22 protein-coding genes are annotated in these 21230 nt (G+C 67.5%); 16 read left to right on the top strand and 6 right to left on the bottom strand.

Translation table 11 applies throughout. The annotated features are described in order from the left end of the window. Positions 1–61 precede the first annotated feature (61 nt). From ACQP1O_RS05025 to ACQP1O_RS05055, 7 genes are all read left to right on the top strand, one after another. A complete protein-coding gene (locus ACQP1O_RS05025; protein ID WP_433564713.1) occupies positions 62–283 on the top strand; it encodes a hypothetical protein in 222 nt (73 codons plus the stop codon). Positions 284–371: 88 nt separating this feature from the next. Next, positions 372–1019 (top strand): TetR/AcrR family transcriptional regulator, encoded by a 648-nt coding sequence (locus ACQP1O_RS05030; RefSeq protein WP_433564714.1) that lies wholly within the window; start codon positions 372–374, stop codon positions 1017–1019. 208 nt (positions 1020–1227) lie between these two features. After that, the gene (locus ACQP1O_RS05035; RefSeq protein ID WP_433564715.1) at positions 1228–2433 is read left to right on the top strand and encodes a lipid-transfer protein; all 1206 of its coding nucleotides are present in this window, start codon (positions 1228–1230) and stop codon (positions 2431–2433) included. Positions 2434–2471: 38 nt separating this feature from the next. Next, positions 2472–2909 (top strand): type II toxin-antitoxin system Rv0910 family toxin, encoded by a 438-nt coding sequence (locus ACQP1O_RS05040; protein ID WP_433564716.1) that lies wholly within the window; start codon positions 2472–2474, stop codon positions 2907–2909. A gap of 19 nt (positions 2910–2928) precedes the next feature. Beyond that, positions 2929–3798 carry a MaoC/PaaZ C-terminal domain-containing protein gene (locus ACQP1O_RS05045; protein ID WP_433564717.1) on the top strand — a complete coding sequence of 290 codons (870 nt, stop codon included), beginning with the start codon at positions 2929–2931 and terminating at the stop codon, positions 3796–3798. 10 nt (positions 3799–3808) lie between these two features. After that, the gene (locus ACQP1O_RS05050; RefSeq protein WP_433564718.1) at positions 3809–4687 is read left to right on the top strand and encodes an SDR family oxidoreductase; all 879 of its coding nucleotides are present in this window, start codon (positions 3809–3811) and stop codon (positions 4685–4687) included. An 18-nt stretch (positions 4688–4705) separates the two neighbouring features. Further along, positions 4706–5992 (top strand): acyl-CoA dehydrogenase family protein, encoded by a 1287-nt coding sequence (locus tag ACQP1O_RS05055; RefSeq protein ID WP_433564719.1) that lies wholly within the window; start codon positions 4706–4708, stop codon positions 5990–5992. 84 nt (positions 5993–6076) lie between these two features. Here ACQP1O_RS05055 and ACQP1O_RS05060 read toward each other — a convergent pair whose 3' ends face one another. Beyond that, a complete protein-coding gene (locus tag ACQP1O_RS05060; RefSeq protein WP_433564720.1) occupies positions 6077–7495 on the bottom strand; it encodes a family 1 glycosylhydrolase in 1419 nt (472 codons plus the stop codon). Between the two features lie 144 nt (positions 7496–7639). Between ACQP1O_RS05060 and ACQP1O_RS05065 the strand changes: the two genes are divergently transcribed. Beyond that, positions 7640–7996 carry an Imm51 family immunity protein gene (locus ACQP1O_RS05065; protein WP_433564721.1) on the top strand — a complete coding sequence of 119 codons (357 nt, stop codon included), beginning with the start codon at positions 7640–7642 and terminating at the stop codon, positions 7994–7996. 53 nt (positions 7997–8049) lie between these two features. Here ACQP1O_RS05065 and ACQP1O_RS05070 read toward each other — a convergent pair whose 3' ends face one another. Both ACQP1O_RS05070 and ACQP1O_RS05075 read right to left on the bottom strand, forming a co-directional pair. Continuing rightward, positions 8050–8868 carry an SAM-dependent methyltransferase gene (locus ACQP1O_RS05070; RefSeq protein ID WP_433564722.1) on the bottom strand — a complete coding sequence of 273 codons (819 nt, stop codon included), beginning with the start codon at positions 8866–8868 and terminating at the stop codon, positions 8050–8052. 250 nt (positions 8869–9118) lie between these two features. Then, positions 9119–9973 carry an alpha/beta fold hydrolase gene (locus ACQP1O_RS05075; RefSeq protein ID WP_433564723.1) on the bottom strand — a complete coding sequence of 285 codons (855 nt, stop codon included), beginning with the start codon at positions 9971–9973 and terminating at the stop codon, positions 9119–9121. 69 nt (positions 9974–10042) lie between these two features. Here ACQP1O_RS05075 and ACQP1O_RS05080 point away from each other — a divergent pair, with 69 nt between their 5' ends. The 5 genes from ACQP1O_RS05080 (at position 10043) to ACQP1O_RS05100 (ending at position 14902) form a co-directional block, all read left to right on the top strand. Next, positions 10043–10849 carry an exodeoxyribonuclease III gene (locus ACQP1O_RS05080; protein WP_433564724.1) on the top strand — a complete coding sequence of 269 codons (807 nt, stop codon included), beginning with the start codon at positions 10043–10045 and terminating at the stop codon, positions 10847–10849. Next, a complete protein-coding gene (locus tag ACQP1O_RS05085; RefSeq protein WP_433564725.1) occupies positions 10846–11352 on the top strand; it encodes a ribonuclease domain-containing protein in 507 nt (168 codons plus the stop codon). The genes ACQP1O_RS05080 and ACQP1O_RS05085 overlap by 4 nt, the downstream gene beginning before the upstream one ends. Further along, on the top strand, positions 11353–11859 hold the full coding sequence (locus ACQP1O_RS05090; protein WP_433564726.1) for a barstar family protein: 507 nt from the start codon (positions 11353–11355) through the stop codon (positions 11857–11859). Between the two features lie 115 nt (positions 11860–11974). Next, complete coding sequence (locus ACQP1O_RS05095; protein WP_433564727.1) at positions 11975–13636, top strand: phospholipase C; 1662 nt, start codon at positions 11975–11977, stop codon at positions 13634–13636. A gap of 132 nt (positions 13637–13768) precedes the next feature. Continuing rightward, positions 13769–14902 (top strand): PQQ-binding-like beta-propeller repeat protein, encoded by a 1134-nt coding sequence (locus tag ACQP1O_RS05100; RefSeq protein WP_433564728.1) that lies wholly within the window; start codon positions 13769–13771, stop codon positions 14900–14902. Positions 14903–14942: 40 nt separating this feature from the next. On the opposite strand, the gene ACQP1O_RS05105 is transcribed toward ACQP1O_RS05100, so the two are convergent. After that, positions 14943–15581, bottom strand: a complete 639-nt coding sequence (locus ACQP1O_RS05105) for a TetR/AcrR family transcriptional regulator (RefSeq protein ID WP_433564729.1) — start codon at positions 15579–15581, stop codon at positions 14943–14945. Between the two features lie 113 nt (positions 15582–15694). Here ACQP1O_RS05105 and ACQP1O_RS05110 point away from each other — a divergent pair, with 113 nt between their 5' ends. The 3 genes from ACQP1O_RS05110 (at position 15695) to yhjD (ending at position 18895) form a co-directional block, all read left to right on the top strand. Continuing rightward, positions 15695–16639, top strand: coding sequence for an oxygenase MpaB family protein (locus ACQP1O_RS05110; protein WP_433564730.1), 945 nt, complete (start codon positions 15695–15697; stop codon positions 16637–16639). 179 nt (positions 16640–16818) lie between these two features. Further along, positions 16819–17844 carry a tryptophan--tRNA ligase gene (gene trpS, locus ACQP1O_RS05115; RefSeq protein WP_433564731.1) on the top strand — a complete coding sequence of 342 codons (1026 nt, stop codon included), beginning with the start codon at positions 16819–16821 and terminating at the stop codon, positions 17842–17844. Positions 17845–17881: 37 nt separating this feature from the next. Beyond that, positions 17882–18895 carry an inner membrane protein YhjD gene (gene yhjD, locus ACQP1O_RS05120; RefSeq protein WP_433564732.1) on the top strand — a complete coding sequence of 338 codons (1014 nt, stop codon included), beginning with the start codon at positions 17882–17884 and terminating at the stop codon, positions 18893–18895. Positions 18896–18899: 4 nt separating this feature from the next. Here the strand turns inward: yhjD and ACQP1O_RS05125 are convergent, their stop codons facing one another. Continuing rightward, on the bottom strand, positions 18900–20237 hold the full coding sequence (locus ACQP1O_RS05125) for a D-alanyl-D-alanine carboxypeptidase family protein (RefSeq protein ID WP_433564733.1): 1338 nt from the start codon (positions 20235–20237) through the stop codon (positions 18900–18902). 84 nt (positions 20238–20321) lie between these two features. Next, on the bottom strand, positions 20322–20993 hold the full coding sequence (locus ACQP1O_RS05130; RefSeq protein WP_364605198.1) for a SnoaL-like polyketide cyclase: 672 nt from the start codon (positions 20991–20993) through the stop codon (positions 20322–20324). Positions 20994–21230: the final 237 nt, after the last annotated feature.

A 21230-nucleotide genomic window follows, 5' to 3' on the forward strand; every position in this document is an offset into this window, starting at 1 on the left:
GGCCGAATACGAGCGCTCTCGACCGGACACCTTCTTCTCTTGCGGAAAGGACGTATCCGTCATGCGTGCTGTTCGAATCGCTGTGCTCGCCGGAGGTGTGCTGCTCGGGCTGGCAGTGCCCGCCGTCTCCTCCGCCGACCCGGTGACCTGCGGTAGTGATCTCAATGGCTGTGCGATCAACTGTCGCCAAGTCATCGGCAACCAGAACGTCCGGCTCAACGACTGCGTCATGACCGCCACCGGCTGGTTCTGCGACGCCTGCATGTACAACTCCCAGACGTAATCTCGCCCGCTGTCAGGGTGCGGGCCGGAGTCCGGCCCGCACCCCCGGCGTGAACATACACGAGTGTATGTAAGTGTAAGATCCCCCCATGACCAGCTCCGCCGTCTCGAAACCCCCGCGCCGCACCCAGGAACAGCGCAGCACCGAGACCCGGACGCGGCTGCTGGACGCCACCATCGACTGCCTCGTCGAGTACGGCTACGCCGGGACGACGACGCCACGGGTGGCCGAGCGCGCGGGCGTGACCCGGGGCGCGCAGGTGCATCATTTCGGTTCCAAGAGCGAGCTGGTGGTCGCGGCGATCAGTCATCTGGCGCAGCGGCGCACCGAGGCGGCCATGAAGGAGATCCGGCGGGTCCGCACCGGGGACGATCCGATCGGCGCCACCCTGGAGGCCATGTGGGAGCTGCATCAGGGCCCGCTGTTCGTCGCGGCCATCGAATTGTGGGTGGCCAGCCGCACGGATCGGGTGCTCGCGGTCGAGATGGAGAAGGTCGAGCCGTTCGTGAACAACGCGGTGCTGCTGGCCGTCGCGCAGTTGGTGCCGAATGAGCTGGACCGCAAGAACGTTCGCGATTTCGCCTACACCGCGATGGACACGCTGCGCGGAATCCTGGTGACCAACTTCATTTCTCCCGATCCCGAGCGGGCGCACCGGCGCTGGCTGCGGGCTTCGGCGCAGTTGCGCCTGGCGGCCGAGGCGCGGATGCCCGACTTCCGGATCGCCGACGAATAGCTGATCGATCCGGCCCGAAGGCCCTCGCCGCGGTGTGCGGCGGGGGCCTTCGCCGTTTGCGCGGGTGGGGTCACCGCATCGGCGGTATGTCCCGGTGTGCCGGCCGGAGCTGCCGATCTTGTGCTAGATGTCGAGAACACCGCCGCCCTCTTGCCTAGTTACATACAGCTTTGTATGTTTGTTTTCGTTCCCCTATGTGAGGAGTTCGATGACGAACAAGGTCTACGTCGTCGGCGTCGGCATGACGAAGTTCGAGAAGCCGGGGCGGCGCAAGAACGAGGACGGCAGTGACTGGGACTACCCGGACATGGCCCGGGAGTCGGGGACCAAGGCCCTCGCCGACGCCGGAATCGACTACCGCGAGATCGAGCAGGCCTATGTCGGCTACGTCTACGGTGAATCCACCTCCGGCCAGCGCGCCGTCTACGAACTGGGACTGACCGGCATTCCGGTGATCAATGTCAACAACAACTGCTCCACCGGCTCGACGGCGCTCTACCTTGCGGCACAGACGATCCGGGGCGGGCTGGCCGACTGCACGCTGGCGCTGGGCTTCGAGAAGATGCAGCCGGGCTCGCTCGGCTCCACCTGGGACGATCGCGAACAGCCCATGGCGCGCCACATCATGGCGCTCGCGGAGATCTCCGAGGTGCTGTTCCCGGTGGCCCCGTGGATGTTCGGCGCGGCCGGGCGCGAGCACATGAAGAAGTACGGCACCACCGCCGAGCACTTCGCCAGGATCGGATACAAGAACCACAAGCACTCTGTGAACAACCCGTATTCACAGTTCCAGGACGAGTACACGCTCGATGACATCCTGGGCTCGCGCATGATCTACGACCCGCTCACGAAGCTGCAGTGCTCGCCGACCTCCGACGGGTCCGGCGCGGTCGTCCTGGCCTCGGAGGAATTCGTGGACCGCCACGACCTGTCGCGGCAGGCGGTCGAGATCGTCGGCCAGGCCATGACCACCGACTTCCAGTCCACCTTCGACGGCAGTGCCAAGAACCTCATCGGTTACGACATGAATGTCCGGGCGGCGGAGAAGGTGTACGCGCAGGCCGGCCTCGGCCCCGAGGACTTCCAGGTCATCGAGTTGCACGACTGCTTCTCCGCCAACGAGCTGCTGCTGTACGAGGCGCTCGGCCTGGCGAAGGAGGGCGAGGCGGGGCACCTCATCGACTCCGGCGCGACCACCTACGGCGGCAAGTGGGTGGTGAACCCCTCCGGCGGGCTCATCTCCAAGGGACACCCTTTGGGCGCAACGGGTTTGGCGCAGTGCAGCGAACTCACCTGGCAGCTGCGCGGCGCCGCCGACAAGCGGCAGGTCGACAACGTGACCGCCGCCCTGCAGCACAACATCGGGCTCGGCGGCGCGGCCGTCGTCACCGCCTACCAGCGCGCCGACCGCTGATCGGCACCCTCCATCCCCGACTACGAAGAGGTGATCCCGTGGGACACATCGAAGCTTCCAAAAACCTGACCGCCACCCCCGACGGCCTGTGGGCCGTGGTCTCCGACCCGCAGACCTGGGACAAATGGTTCTCCATCCACGAGCGCTGGATGGAAGAGCCGCCGGCCGTGCTGGCGCCGGGCGCGAAGCTGACCGCCAAGATCATGATGCTCGGCATGGCCAACAAGATCGAGTGGGTGGTCGAGAGCGTCGAGACCCCGAACAAGCTGGTGCTCAGCGGCACCGGCATGGCCGGGGTGAAGGTGCAGTTCGCCTTCGACATCACCCCTGAGGGCGCGGGCAGCCGCTTCTCGGTGTCCGGCGATTTCGAGGGCGCGCTGATCAAGGGGGCGCTGGGCAAGGCGGTCGAGAAGGATGGCCTCACGCAGCTGGACAAGACTCTCGCCGCGCTCGACGCGCTCGCCACGGCGGCCTGACGGCGAGCGGGCGCACGAGATGACTTCCACCGCTGTCGAATTCGACGAGTCGGGGCTGGGTTCCTGGTCCGGCGAGGAGACGTTCGAGGTCACGCGCGAGCGGATCGCCGAATACGCCGCGGCCACCAACGATCCCATTCCCGCGCACCTGAAAGGCGATGCGGCCCCGCCGGTCTTCGCCATCGTGCCCGTCTTCGAAGCCATGATGATGCCGGTCATCGAGGTGGCCCCGATGAACATCTTCGGACGGGTGGTGCACGGGGAGCAGGACTTCCACTTCCATCGGCCCATCCGGCCCGGCGACAAGCTGGTGTCGCGGGCCAAAGCCATCGGGTTCGAGGGCAAGGACAACGGCTCGACCATCACCATCCGCATCGAATGCCGTTCCGAGGCCGGGGAACTGGTCAATGAGCAGTATCTGACCGCGTTCTTCCGCAATGTCGACGCGGGCGAGCAGGCGGGCGAGCAGGCTCCTGCGCACCGGTTCGATCCGGCACTGCTGGAGCGGGAGCCGCTGGCCACGGTCGCCGCACACGTCGACGCCGATCAGACGTACCGGTATTCGCCGGCCTCCGGTGATCCGGTGCCGCTGCATCTGGACGACCAGGTCGCCCGCGATGCCGGTCTGCCCGGCATCATCGCGCACGGGCTCTGCACCATGGCCATGTCGTCGTGGGGGGTGCTGACCCAGGTCGCGGGCTCGGATGTGGCTCGGCTGCGACGGTATGCGGTGCGCTTCGCCAAGATGGTCTTCCCGAACGACGACCTGGAGACCCAGATCTGGAAGGTCGGCTCGGCCGACGGGGTGACCACCTACGCCTTCCGCACGGTCCGCGGCGGCGACACCGTCCTCAGCGACGGCCTGGCCGAAATTTCCGACAACTCTTAGGGAGACATTCATGGGTGCACTCGACGGACGGGTCGCCATCATCACCGGAGCCGGCCGGGGGATCGGCCGGGAGCACGCGCTGCTGTTCGCCCGGGAGGGCGCGGCGGTCGTGGTGAACGACCTCGGCGGCAGCAATGCCGGTGAAGGCGCGGACACCGGTCCGGCGCACGAGGTCGTGGCCGAGATCCTCGCCGCAGGGGGGCGGGCGATCGCCAACACCGACAGCGTGGCCGACTGGCAGGGCGCGAAAAACCTGGTGGATCAGGCGGTGTCGGAGTTCGGGCGGCTGGATGTCGTGGTCAACAACGCGGGCATCCTGCGTGACGCCTTCGTGGCGGGCATGGACGAGTCGCAGTGGGACGCGGTACTGGCCGTGCACCTCAAGGGGCACGCGGCGGTGCTGCGGCACGCGGCCGGGTACTGGAAGGAGCAGTCCAAGGCGGGCAATCAGCCTGTCGCGGCGGTGATCAATACCGCGTCGGCGTCGGGTACCACGGTCCCCAATGCCGGGCAGGCGAATTACGGTGCGGCCAAGGCCGGTATCGCCGCACTCACCCTGGTGGCGGCCGATGAGCTGGCCCGCTACGGCGTGCGCGTGAACGCCATCGCGCCGATCGCGCGCACCCGGCTCACCCTGGCCACGCCGGGCATGGGCGAGATGATGGCCGCGCAGCAGGCCGGACTGGAAGAAGGCGAGTTCGATGCCTTCAGTCCGGCCAATATCTCGCCGCTGGTGGCGTATCTTGCCACCGAGAAGTGCCCGATCACCGGCAAGGTGTTCGCGGTGCAGGGTGGCGCGATATCCGAACTGGCGGGCTGGCACGACGTGAAGACCATCGAGACCGAGGGGCCCTGGTCCATCGACGATATCGCCGGGCGACTACCGTAATCAGGAAGGCGGACAACGATGTTCGAATGGTCCGAGACCGATGAGCTGATCCGCGGCGCGGTGCGGAGCTTCATCGACAAGGAGGTGCGCCCGCACCTGGACGCCCTCGACAACGGCGAGATGCTGCCGTATCCGATCATCCGGAAGCTGTTCGCCGAGTTCGGCATCGACGCGCTGGGCTCGGAGACGGTCGCCAAACTGCTTGCCAGGCAACGTAAGCGGGAGGAAGCACTGGCCGCCGGGGAGCCGCTGCCGGAGAAGAAGGCGAAGCCCGGCGGCGACGGCGGGCCCTTCTCCGGGCAGGAATCACTGATGGCGGTGCTCGTCAGCGAGCTGTCCGGCGTGTGCATGGGATTGGTCACCGCCATGGGCGTGAGCATCGGGCTCGGCGCGACGACCATCCTCTCGCGCGGCACCCTCGCTCAGAAGGAGCGCTGGCTCGGCGACATCGTGATCATGAAAAAGGTTGCGGCGTGGGCGATCACGGAGCCCGACTCGGGGTCCGACGCCTTCGGCGGGATGAAGACCTACGTTCGCCGCGACGGTGACGACTACATTCTCAACGGGCAGAAGACCTTCATCACCAACGGTCCCTACGCCGACACCGTCATCGTCTACGCCAAGCTGGACGAGGGAGACGGCACCCCCGAGTCCAAGACGATCGCGGCCAAGCGCGACCGCAAGGTGCTGACCTTCGTGCTCGACAAGGGCATGGAGGGCTTCACCCAGGGCAAGCCGTTCAAGAAGATGGGCCTGCACGCCTCACCCACCGGCGAATTGTTCTTCGACAATGTGCGATTGAGCCGGGACCGGCTGCTCGGCGAGACCGAGCAGCACGAGGGTGGCGACGGACGGGAAAGCGCCCGTTCGAGTTTCACCGCCGAGCGCATCGGCGTGGCGTTCATGGCGCTGGGCATCGTCAACGAATGCCACCGGCTCTGCGTGGATTACGCCAAGACGCGCAAGTTGTGGGGGCAGGAGATCGGCCGCTTCCAGCTGGTCCAGCTCAAACTGGCCAGGATGGAGATCGCCCGGATCAATGTGCAGAACATGGTCTTCCACGCCCTGGAACGCTCCCGGGCCGGCAAACCGCCGACCCTGGCCGAGGCCTCGGCCATGAAGCTGTACTGCTCGGAGATCGCCACCGAGGTCGCCATGGACGCCGTCCAGCTCTTCGGCGGCAATGGCTACATGTCCGAGTACCACGTCGAACAGCTGGCCCGCGACGCCAAGTCGCTGATGATCTACGCGGGCAGCAACGAGATCCAGGTGACCCACGTCGCCAAGGGACTGCTCGCCTACTAGGCGCGCGGGAAGTCCGGGGCCGCCACCAGTCGCCGGCGGCGGCTCCGGACGCCACATTCGGCACCGCGTGCTCGAAGTAGCGGCCTACGGGACGGAGACGGGGCGCAGGCAGCTCTCCAGGGGCAGGATGATGGAGCAGAGGGCGGGTTTGCGGGTGGGGCGGTAGTCGGCGGAGACGCCGCCCTGGGTGCTGATGGATTTGAAGGCGGCTACGGCGTCGGTGGGGCGGCGGGTGAGGGTCGGGTCGGTCTTCGCGTCGACGGTGTAGAGGCCGAATCGCGGTGAGTAGCTGCCCCATTCGTAGTTGTCGGTGAGGCTCCAGTAGTTGTAGCCGATCACGTCGATGCCGTCGGCCTTGGCGCGTTGCAGCCAGTAGACGGTGTCGCGCAGGTGGTCGGCGCGGTCGTAGCCGTCGCTGCGGGGGGCGGCGTTGTCGGTGGGAAGTCCGTTCTCCACCACGTAGATCGGCAGGCCCGGGAACTTCTCGGTGTAGGTGCGCAGGTCGTAGTAGATGCCCTCGGGCTCGATGGCGTTCTTCCACAGCTCGTCACCCAGCAGCGCGGTGCTCGGCAGGTGCGTCAGGGACGCGCCGTAATAGAAGTCGACGCCGATGAAGTCGAGCTTGCCGCGGAGGCGGTCGGCGAACAGCAGGTCGGTCAGGTTCTGCACGATCGGGTACTGCGCGATATTGCTGGTCACCCGCGCGCCGGGCTGGCGGGAGTGGATGTAGTCGTAGATCGCGGTATGCGCCTGCACCAGCCGGTCGAACATCGGCAGCGCGTCGAGCACGCCGATATCGCCGATCTTGATCGATTGCGCGACATAGCCCATGGGCTCGTTGATGGTGACCCACATCGGGTCGTCGGGCGCGTATCGGTCGACCACCTTGCGCATATTGGTGAGCCAGTCCGACACCATGCCCTGGTTCTTCCAGCCCCCGCGATCCGCCTCCCACCCGGGGATCACCCAGTGGTCGAGGGTCAGCATCGGCCGCATCCCCGCCGCGCGGATCTTCTGGATGACCTGGTCGTAGAAGCGGAAGCCGTTCTCGTCCCACGTATTCGGCTGCGGCTGCACCCGGGCCCATTCGATGCTGAGCCGGAACACCTTCAGGCCCATCCCGGCCGCCAGGTCGATGTCCTCGGCGTACCGGTCGTAGAAGTCGACCGAATTGCCGTACGGGTCGTGCGCTTTGCCGGAATTCGCGTACCGGCTCCAGTTGCTGTCCGGCGCATGGCCTTCGGATTGGAATCCCGCCATGGCCACGCCCCACATGAAGTCGGGGCCGAGCGACGGCACGCTGGTCGGCGCACCACCGGCGCTCCCGGTCCCGGATCCGCTGGCGCTGCCCGACCCCGAGCCGCTGGAACTCCCGGACCCCGAGCCGCCGGCACTTCCGGACCCCGAGCCGCTGTCGGCCGGCGCCGCCCCGGCCACGGCAGACCCGCTGGACACGATGGCCAGTGCCGACAGGACCGAACACAGAACCCGCGCAGTTCTCATCTCAGCGAAATCTCCCACAGTGCTTCGGACGCGGCCCCTTGCCGCGCGGCCGGGTGGCCGTCCAGACTCTACTGGTCATGCGTCCAACATGAGGGTGTTTCACTCAATATCGGTTTGTCGGGGGTTATGGCTAGGGTTCGGGGCGTGACCGATCGTGAGAGTTTCGCTCCACTGGTGTTCTTCGAATACGACCACAAGCCCGGGCACTACTGCCTGATGCTGTCCGACAACCACATGCTCGCCGCGGAACCCGTATTCGCCGAATTCGGTTACGAGGGAGGCGGTTACGGCTGGGCCGGAGTGGCACGGTCGGCGGTGGCGACACAGGAGGCCGGGGTCGGGGAGCGGGTGAGCTTCGACCCTGAGGCGGGCATGTTCGTCGCCTACGGGCAAGACGCACCGGCGCTGCGGGCGCTCGGGGCGCTGCTGCGGGACGCGCTCGCGGATCCGGCCGCTCTCCGCGAGCTCATCGCTGCGGGCGATCCGGAGTGGTTCGACTGAGCACCCGCTGATCGTGTGCAGTGATCAGCGGGCGGCGCAAGGGGTTTCGGGGCTCAGGGCTTGCGGGAGAGGGCCGCGGAGATCAGCTGCTCCCAGATGCTGAGGTCGTGGTGGTCGCTGCCGATGCGGGCCACGCCCTCGGCGGTGGGTTCGGGGCGCCACAGGGAGCAGGGCACCAGGCCCGGCTCGAGGATTTCGAGATCGCCGAACAGGCCCAGGATCTCCTCGTCGGTGCGCCAGCGGCCGCGGCCGAAGGTGGTCTGCAGCTTCTGCTCGGCGACCCGGGTCTCCTCGTTGAAGCCGGACCGGAAGTGGGAGATGTAGAGCATGCTGCCGGAAGGGATCTGGTCGGCCCAGTAGCGGACCACCTGCTCGGGCTTCTCGTCATTGTTGAGGTGGTGCAGGATGGCGCTGAAGATCACGGCCACCGGCTGCGAGAAGTCGATGAGCCGCTCCACTTCCGGATGGTGGCGGATGGCCTCGGAATCGCGTAGGTCGGCCTGGATGACGGTGGTGAACTCGTCCGTCTCCAGAATCGCGCGGCCGTGCGCCAGCACGATGGGGTCGTTGTCCACATAGACCACGTGCGGCTCGGGCTGGTGCCGCTGTGCCACCTGGTGCACATTGTCGGCGGTGGGCAGGCCGCTGCCGATGTCGACGAACTGTTTGATCCCCGCGCGCGAGATCTCGCCGATGGCGCGCACGAGGCAATTCCGATTCGCGTACGCGATATCCACCGAACCGGGCAGATCCTTGATGAAGAAGTCCCCGATCTCCCGGTCGGGCGCGTAATTGTCCTTGCCGCCCAGGAGATAGTCGTACACCCGGGCGATGCTGGGCTTGGACTGGTCCACCTGCGGTTGTTCCGTCATCTCTCCACACACCCCTGTCGGTATCGAATTTGCCCTCCGCTTCGCTCCGGGTGGGTTCGCGGCCCTGGAGGTCTCGTTCTTCCCTCCCTGCGCTCCCCGCTTCGCTCCTCCGCTCCGTTCGGTCCAGAACGAGACGGGCCGCGAACCTGGCGACGTGGATCCGACGTAATCCTATGTAACCGAACGAGTTCGGGTGCGCGGTTCCAGGTAACACCGAGCGTGCGTGTGGGCGTAGGTGATTCGGGGCCCGTCAGACCGCCCGCAGGCGGGTGCGGCTGGCGTAGACGTGCTCGGCGATCAGGGTCGCGATGCGGTCGGGCGCCTCGAGCATGGGGACGTGGCCGACGTCATGGACCAGGATGCGGTCCGCCGACTCCGGCAGTTCCTCCAGGAAACGGCGGGCGTACAGGCGATTCGGGATGATCCGATCGTTCTCGCACATGAGCAGTCGCACCGGGGTCCGCAGCGTGGCCAGGTGCTCGAGGGCCGTGAATCGCAGGCCGCTCACCAGCATCGGCAACATGGCCTTGCAGTGCATGGCCGCGGTGATGGCCGCCTCGATGCCCGCCCGCGAGGCCGCCTCGGTGTTCTTGGTGAGCAGCAGCGCCACCGCCTGCCGGACGAGCCCGCTGTACGCGATGGCGGCCGGCAGATGTTTGCCGATCTCCACGAACGGCACCATCGACAGGAACTTCAGTCCGACGCGAAGCTGCAGCGTGGAGGGGGTTTGCCAGCCGCCTGCGGGCGCGATAGCGGTGAGGGTGCGGGCCCGGCCCCGGCGTGCCAGCTCGAAGCCGACCCAGCCGCCGAGCGAATTGCCCGCGATATGGCAGGTGCGCCAGCCCATCTCGTCGAGTTGGTCCTCGACACGGTCGGCAAGGGCGTTGATATCGAGGTACCAGCCCTCGAGCTCGGGGCCGCCCCAGTGCCCGGTGAAGGCCGGAGCGAACACTTCGCAATGGCTCGACATGCGCTGTGCCACCTGCTCCCAGCAATGCGGGGACAGCATGAATCCGTGCAGCAGGAGCAGTGGTTCGCCGGAGCCGGTGTGGAGCGCGCGGATGGGCGCGGGCGGGGCGGTGGGCCGGGTGGTGCCTGACGTCATCGTCGTCACCCCTTCCTGGACCTCGATGTCCGTGAAGAGAGTCGGTAAGCCGCATTGTACGGTCGTGAAGTGGCGAAAATCATCAGTACGTGCAACGTGAACGGGGTGCGTGCCGCGGCGGGCAAGGGATTGCTCGAATGGCTGGCCGCGACCGAGGCCGATATCGTCTGCCTGCAGGAGACCCGGGCGACCGATGAGCAAACGCGTAGCGCGCTAGCGCCCGCGCTGGACGCCGGATGGTTCCTCAGCCATGCCGAACCGGGCCTGAAGGGCCGGGCGGGCGTGGCGATCCTGTCCCGGCACCAGCCCGACGCGGTACGCGTCGGCGTCGGCCTGCTCCAGGGCGGAAGCTGGTCTCCCACAGAGGAATTCGTCACGCTCGGCCGCTATGTGGAGGCCGACTTCGAGGATCTCACCATCGCCAGCGTCTACGTCCACACCGGCGAGGCCGACACTCCGCTGCAGGACGAGAAGTACCGCTTCCTGGACGCCATCGGCGCACGCATGCTGGCCCACCCGGGCGAGTTCGTGATCATGGGCGATTGGAATGTCGCGCACACCGAGCTCGACATCAAGAACTGGAAGGGCAACGTCAAGAACGCGGGCTTCCTGCCGCAGGAACGCGCCTGGGTGTCGTCCATGCTGGCCGCCGGCTACGTCGACGTGGTCCGCGAACTGCACCCCGGCGTCCCCGGCCCCTACAGCTGGCACTCCTACCGCGGCCGCGCCTTCGACAATGACGCGGGCTGGCGCATCGACTATCAGCTGGCCCGCGGCGACATCGCCACCCGCGCCAAACAGGCCGTGGTCGAAAAGGCCGCGACCTACGCCGAACGCTGGTCCGACCACGCGCCGGTGACGGTGCAGTACCGATGAAGAAGCCCTCCAGGAAGCAGAGTGCCTGGGTGACGCTGGGCGTGGCCGTGCTCGCGCTGATCGCCGCCATCGTCGCCAACCGCATCAACACCGACCATCCGACCGACACCGGCAGCGCCAAACCCGTTGTCACATCGGTGGTCAAGACGACTGCCAAACCGGGCGGTGTCACACCGGCTCCCGGCGCGGCCGATCGAGCGGCCCCGCCTTCCAGGGTGCCCGGCGTACCCGACCAGGCATACAAGACCCTGGTCGAAATCGACGCCGGGCGCTGGCCCGGCTCCGCCAACTCGCCCGGCACCCACGGCGGCGACACCTGGAACAACCGGGACGGTAGCCTGCCCCGCAAGGACGCATCCGGCACGGCGATCAGCTATCAGGAGTGGGATGTGAATCCCAAGCAGCCCGGTCAGACCCGCGACGCCGAGCGCATCATCACCGGCAGCGACGGTTCGGCCTATTACACGGGGGACCACTACAAAACCTTCACGAGGATGCGCTGAATGACCGAGCCGATGCCGCTGTCGCAGTTCCTCTCCGCTCCCGCCGAAGATATCGCCGAGCGCCGGGCCCCCGCTCCGGTGCTCGGGGTGCTGCCCATCGGCGCGGCCGAATTCTCCGGCGTCCGTTACCGGATTCCCGACGACTACCTCGCCCGGGAACTTCGCGGCCGCAAGATGCGCACGGTCACCGAGGTTTTCGACGAGTTCGCCGCCGCCTTCCAATTCCCCTACTACTTCGGGGAGAACAAGGACGCCTTCGACGAATGCCTACGTGACCTCGACGAATTCGTCGGAGCCGCACAGGGATACGTGGTGGTGATCCGCAATGCCGCGCTCATGCTCGACCGGCAGCCCGACGAACGCGACTGGTTCGCCGAGGCCATGGCCGACTGCGCGACCATCTGGGCGGCCCGCGGCATCCCCTTCCGGGTGGTCCTGCAGGACGCCACGCCGCCCGGATTGCCGGTGATACCCCTGGCCCTCGACCCCGAAGCCGAAAATTCTTGATTCACCGGACTTTCCACTTCAGTTAACCTGCGGTCGAACAAAACTGTCCTGGACGCTGCAATGGTTCCGCTATGCGATCGCGGCCTGACGCGATCCGGATAGACCTGGAGGTTCCATGTCCGCCTCGGCACGCCGCCGTCGCCCAAGCCCGGCAGTCGCCCATGGCCGTCGCTTCGGTAAACGAAGCCGCGCCGCCGCCGCGTTCGCCGCGCTGGTCGCGCTGAGCGCCACCTCGTGTTCGTCGTCGTCCGACCAGGCGGCTCCGGACACCGACACCGCGACGCCCATCAAGCACGTGGTGGTGATCTTCCAGGAGAACGTCTCCTTCGATCACTACTTCGGCACCTACCCGAACGCGGCCAACACCGACGGCACCAGGTTCACCGCGCAGCCGAACACGCCGAAGGTGGACGGCCTCACGCCGGATCTGCTCACCAAGAACCCCAACAAGGCGCAGCCCGTACGCCTCGGCGGTCCGAACCAGCAGATCACCTGCGACCAGGACCACGAGTACAAGGACGAGCAGCTCGCCCTCGACGGCGGCAAGATGGACCAGTTCGTCGAGCACACCAACGTGTCCGAGGGCAAGTCCTGCAAGCAGCCGACCTACGGCCCGCAGGGCCTGGTCATGGGCTATTACGACGGCAATTCGGTGACCGCGCTGTGGAATTACGCGCAGCACTACGCCATGAGCGACAACTCCTGGACCTCCACCTTCGGCCCGTCCACCGTGGGCGCGCTGAACCTGGTCGCGGGCCAGACCCACGGTGTCACCAAGATGGAGCCGCCGAAGCCGGGCCAGCCCTTCCCCGCCGACACCGTGCTGGAGAACGCCGGCAACGGCCAGGGCACCGTGGTCGGCGACCCGCAGCCCTACGGCGACGACTGCTCCAACCGCGACACCGTCCAGATGAGCGGCACCACCATCGGCGACCTGCTCGACAAGAAGGGCGTCAGCTGGGGCTTCTTCCAGGGCGGCTTCAAGCCCACCGACACCAAGGACGGCAAGGCCGTCTGCGGCGCCACCCACAATGTCGGTGTGGCGCTGGGCGGTACCGGCAAGACCGGTGACAAGGCCTGGGACACCAAGGGCGACTACATCCCGCACCACGAGCCGTTCCAGTACTTCGCGTCGACGGCCAACCCGCACCACCTGCCGCCGACCTCGGTCGACAAGATCGGCCACGACGATCAGGCCAACCATCAGTACGACCTGACCGACTTCTGGGCCGCCGCCGACAAGGGCAACATGCCCGCGGTCAGCTACCTGAAGGCCGCCGGCTACCAGGACGGCCACGCCGCCTACTCCGATCCGCTGGACGAGCAGCAGTTCCTGGTGGAGACCATCAACCACCTGCAGAAGCTGCCGGATTGGAAGGACACCGCGGTCGTCATCGCCTACGACGACTCCGACGGCTGGTACGACCACACGGCGCCCAAGCTGGTCATGAACTCCGCCTCCGAGCAGGACGGCTACAGCGGCCCCGGCGTCTGCGGTGACGCCAAGGCGAATCCGGCCAAGTACCAGGGCCGTTGCGGCTACGGCCAGCGCGTGCCGCTGCTGGTCGTCTCGCCCTACTCGAAGGCCAACTTCGTCGACCACGGCGTGACCGACCAGGCCTCGGTCCTGAAGTTCATCGAGGACAACTGGAAGACCGGCCGCATCGGCGACGACTCGTTCGACGAGAAGGCCGGCACCCTCGACGCCATGTTCGACTTCAAGGCCGCCGCGCAGCCGGCCCTGCAGCTCGACCCGAAGACCGGCGCCGCGAGCTAGCCCGGATTCGCCGACCGCCCGGCCCGATCCCGTGGACCCGATCCATTGGAAAAGGCCGGGCGGTTTTGTATTCGAGGGAGGGCGGTTCCCCCTATAGTCGCTGACAGTGTGTCGAGCGAGTGGGGTTCGGTTGTGATCAGTCGTCGAAAAGTGTTGCGGGACGGGGCGATTCTCGCCTTCGCCGGGGCGGCGGCCGCGTGCGCCGCGCCCCGGCGGGTGGCGGGGACCGCGGCGTCCGGGAGCATCGCCTGGGAATACCAGGTCGACGGCGGGGTGCGGGGACTACGGTACGGCGCCGGCACGGTAGTGGTGGAGAACGCCGCCGTGCTCACGGGGCTCGAGGCCCGGAGCGGACGCGAGTTGTGGCGGTTCCCGATCACGACACCGGGAATCGGCCGTCATTCCTGCGTCTGGAGCGGCGCCCTCGTGGTCTGCGGGGCCGAACCCGATGCCGCGGGGGATCGGGCCGTGGCCGTGGATCTGGCGTCGGGGAGACGGAATTGGTCCTTCGACGCACCCGAGGGGGTCGTGCTCGGCGGAGTCTTCGGCGTGCGGGACTCCGTGCTCTATCTGATCGCCTCCGAAGGCGACAAGGGCGGGCGCGAGGCGTGGGCCGTGGACATGCAGAGCAAGACCGTCCGCTGGCGGGTGCCCTGCGACGCCGAGGCGCTGTCGGTGCCCGACAGCGGTTCATTTCTCTACAACCAGAGTCCCGGTACCGGCGGCGGTCTCGTCGCCCTCGACCTCGGGACCGGTGCGACCGCCTGGTCTCGCGCGGGCGACTCGGCGGTCTCGGCCAGCACCATCGCCTCCGGCCTGGTCCAGGGCGCCGTACTGGCCACCGACGGCGCCCACATCGTCTCCGGCCTGGATCCGAAAACCGGTGCGGCGCTGTGGACCACGCCCACCCTGCCCTACACGGCCGGCGTCGTCTTCGGTTCCGGCGATGCCTACTACCTGTGTGACGGCACGAGGCTGCATGCCATGACTCCCGGCGGCGAGGCGGCCAAGCTGTGGAGTATCGACATCTCGTCTCAGGGCACCGCGGCCGATGTCGGCGGATACCCGAGCACGGGGGCCTTCTACCTGCTGGCCGACCGCACCCTGCGCGCCATCGACGCGCACACCAGCCTCATCCGCTGGACGCAATCGATTCCGGACAAGGCCGGCTCCCAGGTGTCCTTCGCCGTCGGCGATGCCCACTGCTACGTCGAATCCACCGAGGACGACCCGGGCGCCTCGGCGATCGTCGCCATCGTGCGCTGATTCGGATTCGGCTTCGGGAGGCGATGATTCGGGCTGCGGCTCAGCGGCGGATGTCCCGAGCCAGATCCTCGCCCAGCAGTACGAAAACGTCGGTGGTGGCGTCGATGAGTTCGTCGCGGGTCATGGGGAGGTCGCCCTGGAGCCAGGCCGCGAGGGTCTGGACCAGGCCGCCGACCAGGTAGGTGGCGCGGAAACCGATCACGGGCGGAGGGTCGCCCTCGGTGAGGCCGTAGAAGTCGATGCCCTCGGCCGCCACGAGATTCGCGAACGCCTTGATGGTGTGGGTTGTGCGGGTGCGTAATTCGGGGGTGGCGGAGCTGACCACCAGGGCCACCCGGGCCTTGCGCGGATCGTCGGTGAGGACGTGGATGCCCGCGGTGATGGCGGCGTGCGCCTTGGCGCGCGTGTCGTCGGGGGCGGTGTGCAGCCCGGCGAGCAGGGCGCCGGCCAGCTCCTCGGCGACGGTGTCGAACAGTGCCGACAGCACGGCGTCGCGGTTGTCGAAGTTCTCGTAGTAGTAGCGCTCGTTGAGGCCCGCGCCGGTGCACAGGGCCGAGACGGTGAGCTTGTCGATGCCCTGGGTGCCGAGGATGTCGAGGGCGGCGTCGAGCAGGGCGGTGCGGCGCTGGGTGCGGCGTTCGTCCGCGGAGATGCCGCCGTAGGTCCGTTGCCCGGTCACGAACCGATTCTGGCACGGCCGCGATTCTGGCAGAAGGTCTTGCCAGAATCTGGAATCTGGGGGACTCTATTGCCAGATGTGATGGCCCGCATCACACCCACCGGGAGGCAACGATGCCTGCACGCGCGGCCCAGAGCGGCTACTTCTCCGACGACTCGATGATCCGCAGGGTCATGCGCAAGCGCGCGGTCGGACTCACCTACGGCCAGCGGGCGCTGGTGATCGGCGCGGTGCATCCGCTGCTCTATGTCGGAACCGCCGAGAACACCCAGCATCGGACCACGCCCTACACCCGGCTCGCCCTCACCGGCCGCCTGTTCGAGGCCGTCTCCCTGGGCACCCGTGAAGAAGCCGATCGGGCACGGTCTTTCACCCGTAAACGGCATGCCCCGGTCGACGGCGTGCTGCCCGAGGACGCGGGCGCGGCCAACCCGGCCGGCACCCACTACTCCGCGGCCGACCCGCATCTGATGTTCATGACCATGGCCTTCACCTTCGATTCCGCCGAGGTCATGCACGATCTGCTGGTCCGCCGCCTCACCCCGACCGAACGCGAAGGGCTGTACCAGGACTACGTGCGCTGGGGCGAACTGTTCGGCATGCCCCGCAGCGCCGCCCCCTACACCTACCGCGAATTCCGCGACTACTTCGACGGCTACCTGGCCTCCGACGAGCCCCACCTCACCGAGGAGGCCAAACTGGTCGGCTCCTACCTGATGGGCCAGCGCGTCCCCCACCCCCTCCCGGCCCCCATCCAGCAGGCCCTCACCGGCTTCTCCCTCCTGGTCCAGGGCAGCCTCCCCGAGCGCGTCCGCGATATGTACGACCTCGACTGGGGCCTGCGCGAGCAGCTCGCCTTCCGCAGCCTGTCCCGCGCCGTCCGCACCGCCCACCTCTCCCCACCCCTGCTCGGCAACCCCCTGACCGCCCCGATGACCGGCCCCAGCTACCCCCTCTACAAACTCGCCACCCGCCGCGAACAGCGCCTGATCGGCTCCGGCCGGCCCAGCATGCCAGGCGTCGATCCGCGCCCCTTGTCGGACCGAATCGGCGCGTGACCGGCTGCTTTGGCGGACGACCCAGAGGTTCGCGGCCGTCTCGATTCTGGACTGCGGCTGGAATAGACCTCCGCCTTGGAGCGGGGAGTGAAGCGGTGGCGCGGAGGAGGGAAGACGCGAGACCTCGGGGCCGCGAACCCGCCCCGGAGCGAAGCGGAGGGGCAAATTAAGCTCGAGCCATGTCGAGTCCTGAAGCCGCCGCTGAGCGTAAGCAGCGGGTACTGTCCGGAATCCAGCCCACCAGCGATTCCTTCCACCTCGGCAACTACCTTGGCGCGCTGCAGTATTGGGTGCGGTTGCAGGACGACTACGACGCCTTCTATTTCATTCCGGACCTGCACGCCATCACGGTGCCGCAGGATCCGAAGCAGCTGCGTACGCGGGTCAAGATCTCGGCCGCGCAGCTGCTGGCCCTGGGGCTGGACCCCAAGAAGTCCACGCTGTTCGTGCAGTCGCAGGTGCCCGAGCATGCCGAACTGGCGTGGGTGCTGAACTGCATCACGGGGTTCGGTGAGGCGAGTCGGATGACCCAGTTCAAGGACAAGTCGGTCAAGCAGGGCGCGGACAATGCGACCGTCGGACTGTTCACCTACCCGGTGCTGATGGCCGCCGACATCCTGCTCTACCGCGCTCAGCTGGTGCCGGTCGGCGAGGATCAGCGCCAGCACCTGGAGCTGACCCGAAACCTGGCGCAGCGCTTCAACACTCGCTACAAGAAGACCTTCGTGGTGCCCGAGCCGCACATCGTGACCGGCACCGCCAAGATCTATGACCTGCAGGATCCCACCGCGAAGATGAGCAAGTCGGCCAACACCGACGCGGGCCTGCTCAACCTGCTCGACGATCCGAAGGTCTCGGCCAAGAAGATCCGCTCCGCGGTCACCGACGTCGAGCGTGAGATCCGCTACGACCCGGAGACCAAGGCGGGCGTGAGCAATCTGCTGGTCATCCTCAGCTCGCTGACCGACACTCCGATCGTCACGCTCGAGCAGGACTACGCCGGCAAGGGCTACGGTGACCTGAAATCGGACACCGCCGACGCGCTCATCGAGTTCGTGACGCCGCTGCGCGAGAAGGTGCAAGAATACATGTCCGACCAGGGTGAACTGGACCGCATCCTCGCCGCGGGGGCCGAGCGGGCGCGGGAGGTCGCCGGGAAGACTCTCGCGCAGGTGTACGACCGGGTGGGCTTCCTGGCCCGCTGAACCGGCCGCCGCGCGTCCGGTGTGCGGAGGTGGCGGTGTGTTCGGGAGCGTGAAGGCGTGGATCGAGCGGCAGATCCAGCGTCGTCCCTGGCTGGATCACGTGGTCCGCGCGGGTGAGCGCTATCAGCGTCAGCGCGGCGACTACTACGCCGCGGGCATCACCTATTTCACGGTGCTGTCGCTGTTTCCCCTGCTGATGGTGGGTTTCGCGGTGGCCGGCTTCGTGCTGTCGCGGAATCCACAGTGGCTCACCGATATTCAGAACAAGATCGTCGCGAATATTCCGGGCGACGCGGGCAGCCAGGTCAACGACCTGATCCACCGGGCCGTGGAGTCGCGGACGGGCGTGGGTTCCATCGGTCTGGTGACCGGCGCCTACGCCGGGCTCGGCTGGATCGGCAACCTGCGGGCGGCGCTCACCGAGCAGTGGGATCAGCCCAGTAAGAAGCGAAACTGGTTCCTCGCCAAGGTCTCCGACCTGCTGGCGCTGATCGGGCTGTTCGTCGCCATCCTCGTCTCCCTCGGCCTGTCCGCGCTGGCCTCCGGGGGCCTGATCACCCACCTGCTCAACCGCCTGCACGTGCACGAGTCGGCCTGGGCGAAGGTCCTGCTCACCGTGGCGTCGCTGCTGCTGGCGGTGGTGGCGAACTGGGCCGTGTTCGTCTGGATCATCGCCCGCCTGCCACTGCACCCGGTCACCTTCCGCAGTGCCGCCCGCGCGGCAATGATCGCGGCGGTCGTCTTCGAGGCGTTCAAGCAGCTGGCCTCGGTCATTCTGCGATCGGTGGTCAACGGCCCGGCCGGGGTGGTCTTCGGGCCGATCATCGGCCTGATGGTCTTCAGTTACTTCACCGCGCGGATCATCCTCTTCGCCACCGCCTGGGCCGCCACGGCCGCGGACAACGAGGTGCCCGCCGAGATCCCGCCACCCGCCCCGGCGATCATCCGCCCCCGGATGTCCGCGGGCGGACTGTCCACCGGAGCGGGTGCGGCCTGGTTCGGTGCGGGAGCCCTTGCGGCGACGCTGCTTTCGACACTCCGCCGCCGCTGACCGCTCAGCGGCGGCGGCTCATCCGGCGCGCGCTCAACAGCAGCACCGGGACGAGGATCACGCCGCCGGCCATCAGGGCGATCCGCAGATCGTCGTGGTCCGAGCTGGAACCGGAATACGCGGCCGGGACGGGCTCGGCATCGGTCCGGGCGGGCGGACTCGCCAGCGCCACAGAGGGATTCGCGCCTCCGGAGCTGCCGTCGGGCATGCTGCCCACGGTCGCGCCGGCCGGCAGCGCGAAGGCGTAGTCGAGCAGTTTGGCCGCCTGCTCCCACGGCCGGAAGGGCCGCACGTCCGCCTTGAGCAGCGTCACCACGTAGCGGTGGCCATTGCGCTGCGCGGCCGCGACGAAGGTCTGCCGGGCGTCGTCGGTGTAGCCGGTCTTGCCGCCGATCGCGCCGTCGTACTCGAAGAGCAGATGATTGTCATTGCCGATCGGGAAGCCCGGATGATCCTTGTCGTCGGGGTTCGTCGGGTCGGCCGGGTAGCCGGGGAAGTCCACCTGCTCGGTGTGGATCAGCTCGGCGAACAGCGGCAGCGTCATCGCGTGCCGGAACAGCAGCGCCAGGTCGTAGGCCGAGATGCTCATGCCCGGCCCGTCCAGCCCCGAGGGCGTGGCGGCCCGGGTGTCCAACGCCTGCAACTGTTTCGCCAGCGTGTTCATCTTGGCGACGGTGGCGTCGTCCCCGCCCAGCTGGGTCGAGATGGCATGCGCCGCATCATTGCCCGACGCCATGATCAGCGCCTGCAACAGCTGCTTGTTGGTGTAGCGCCCACCCGGTCCTATGCCGACCCGGGTGCCGTCGGCATTGGCGTCGTCCTGGGTGCCGATCACCGTCTTTTCCAGGTCCAGCGCCGGGATCGCCACCGATGCCAGCAGCACCTTGATGGTGGAGGCGGGCCGATAGCGCCCGTGCGGATCCTTGGCCGCGATGACCCGCCCGGTATCCAGATCCGCCACCTCCCAGGCGGTGGCCGAGATCCCCTCCGGCAGCGGCCCCGCCCCCGACGGCAGGATCACCCCGCACCCGCCGAGCTGCTTGCCCCCGATCGGCGAATCCGGAATCGCCAGCGCCGCCGGCGCCGTCTGCCCCGGCTCGGGCGCCTCGGAGGTGTCGATGGGCGGCGGCGGAGCCGTCTTGTTCGGGCAGCCGTCGGTATTGGGCGTGGTGAAAGGCGTTGTCGTGGTGGACGGTTGGGCCTGCACCGCACCCGGTAACCCGAAGCCGACCCCGGCGAACGCGGTGAGACCGGCCGCCACGGCCGCGACGGTGACAAGGGGGGCGCGCCGCCGACCAGCGGCCTGGCGCGCGGTTCGGCGCGAATACCTGCGGATACTCATCGCGCCCGACTCTATAGCCGACCGGTCGCCCCGGCGCGCGATGTCCCGCGGTGCGGTCGCGACCGTGTCGGCAGGGGGGAGGGGCTAGTTCGCGGTGTGGGTGACCGGGCAGCCGTGGGCCAGGGGACCGAGCAGCTTGTTGTTGTCGTAGAAGTGCTCGAGCTCGAGGATGCGCAGGTCCTCGGAGACCTTGGCGATGGTGACGCCGGTCATCTCGATGAGCTCGCCGGTGGGCTGGTGGCCCTTGTACTCGCCCTCGTAGCGACCCCAGTGGCGCCACTTGAAGGTGACGGTCGGCGGGCCGGACAGCACCTCGAGCACCTCCCAGAAGAAGCCGCCCGGGAACGCGGTGTGGAAGATCTTGTGCGAGGTCTCGAAGGTCTCGCCCGCGGCATCGTAGAAGGGGTTCTCGCCGATCAGGATGTTGTAGGACCCGATGCTCGCGAATTCTTCTGCGTCCTGCCAGTTTCCGCCGTTGACGCGGCCGCGGTAGTGCTCGGCCACCAGCGAGACCCAGGTGGCCGGGTCCTTCTTGTGCGAGACCTCCATCTCGAAGACCTTCACCAGCTCTTCGACGATGTGCTCCAGCGAATCCGGCGCGTGCTGGGTGGTGCGCTCGACCGGAATGACTTCCTTGCTCAGGTGGTAGTCGGGCGCGCCCTCGCGCCAATCCTCAGGCGCCGCAGCGGCGATGACGGCGTCACGGCCCTGCAGGTGCAGCGGGGTCTCGACGGATTCGGTTGCTTGGTCGGTCATTTCGTGCCTCACGTGTCCAGACCCATTGGGGGGTCATCGATCTCAGAAACGGACCGCATGACGGTAACAGCACGAGGACTTCATGTCGCGACAAGCATTTGGGACTCCGGTACCAGACAGCGGAATGGTGATACACCCCATCCCGGCCGGCGCCGACCCATGACACGACAAGAATTGACAGTCTCTATGAAATGAGAGACTCTCTCATTATCGAGAAGATCTCAAATGATTGGAGCT

The organism is Nocardia sp. CA-151230 (assembly GCF_050942175.1).
Taxonomy (GTDB): Bacteria; Actinomycetota; Actinomycetes; order Mycobacteriales; family Mycobacteriaceae; genus Nocardia.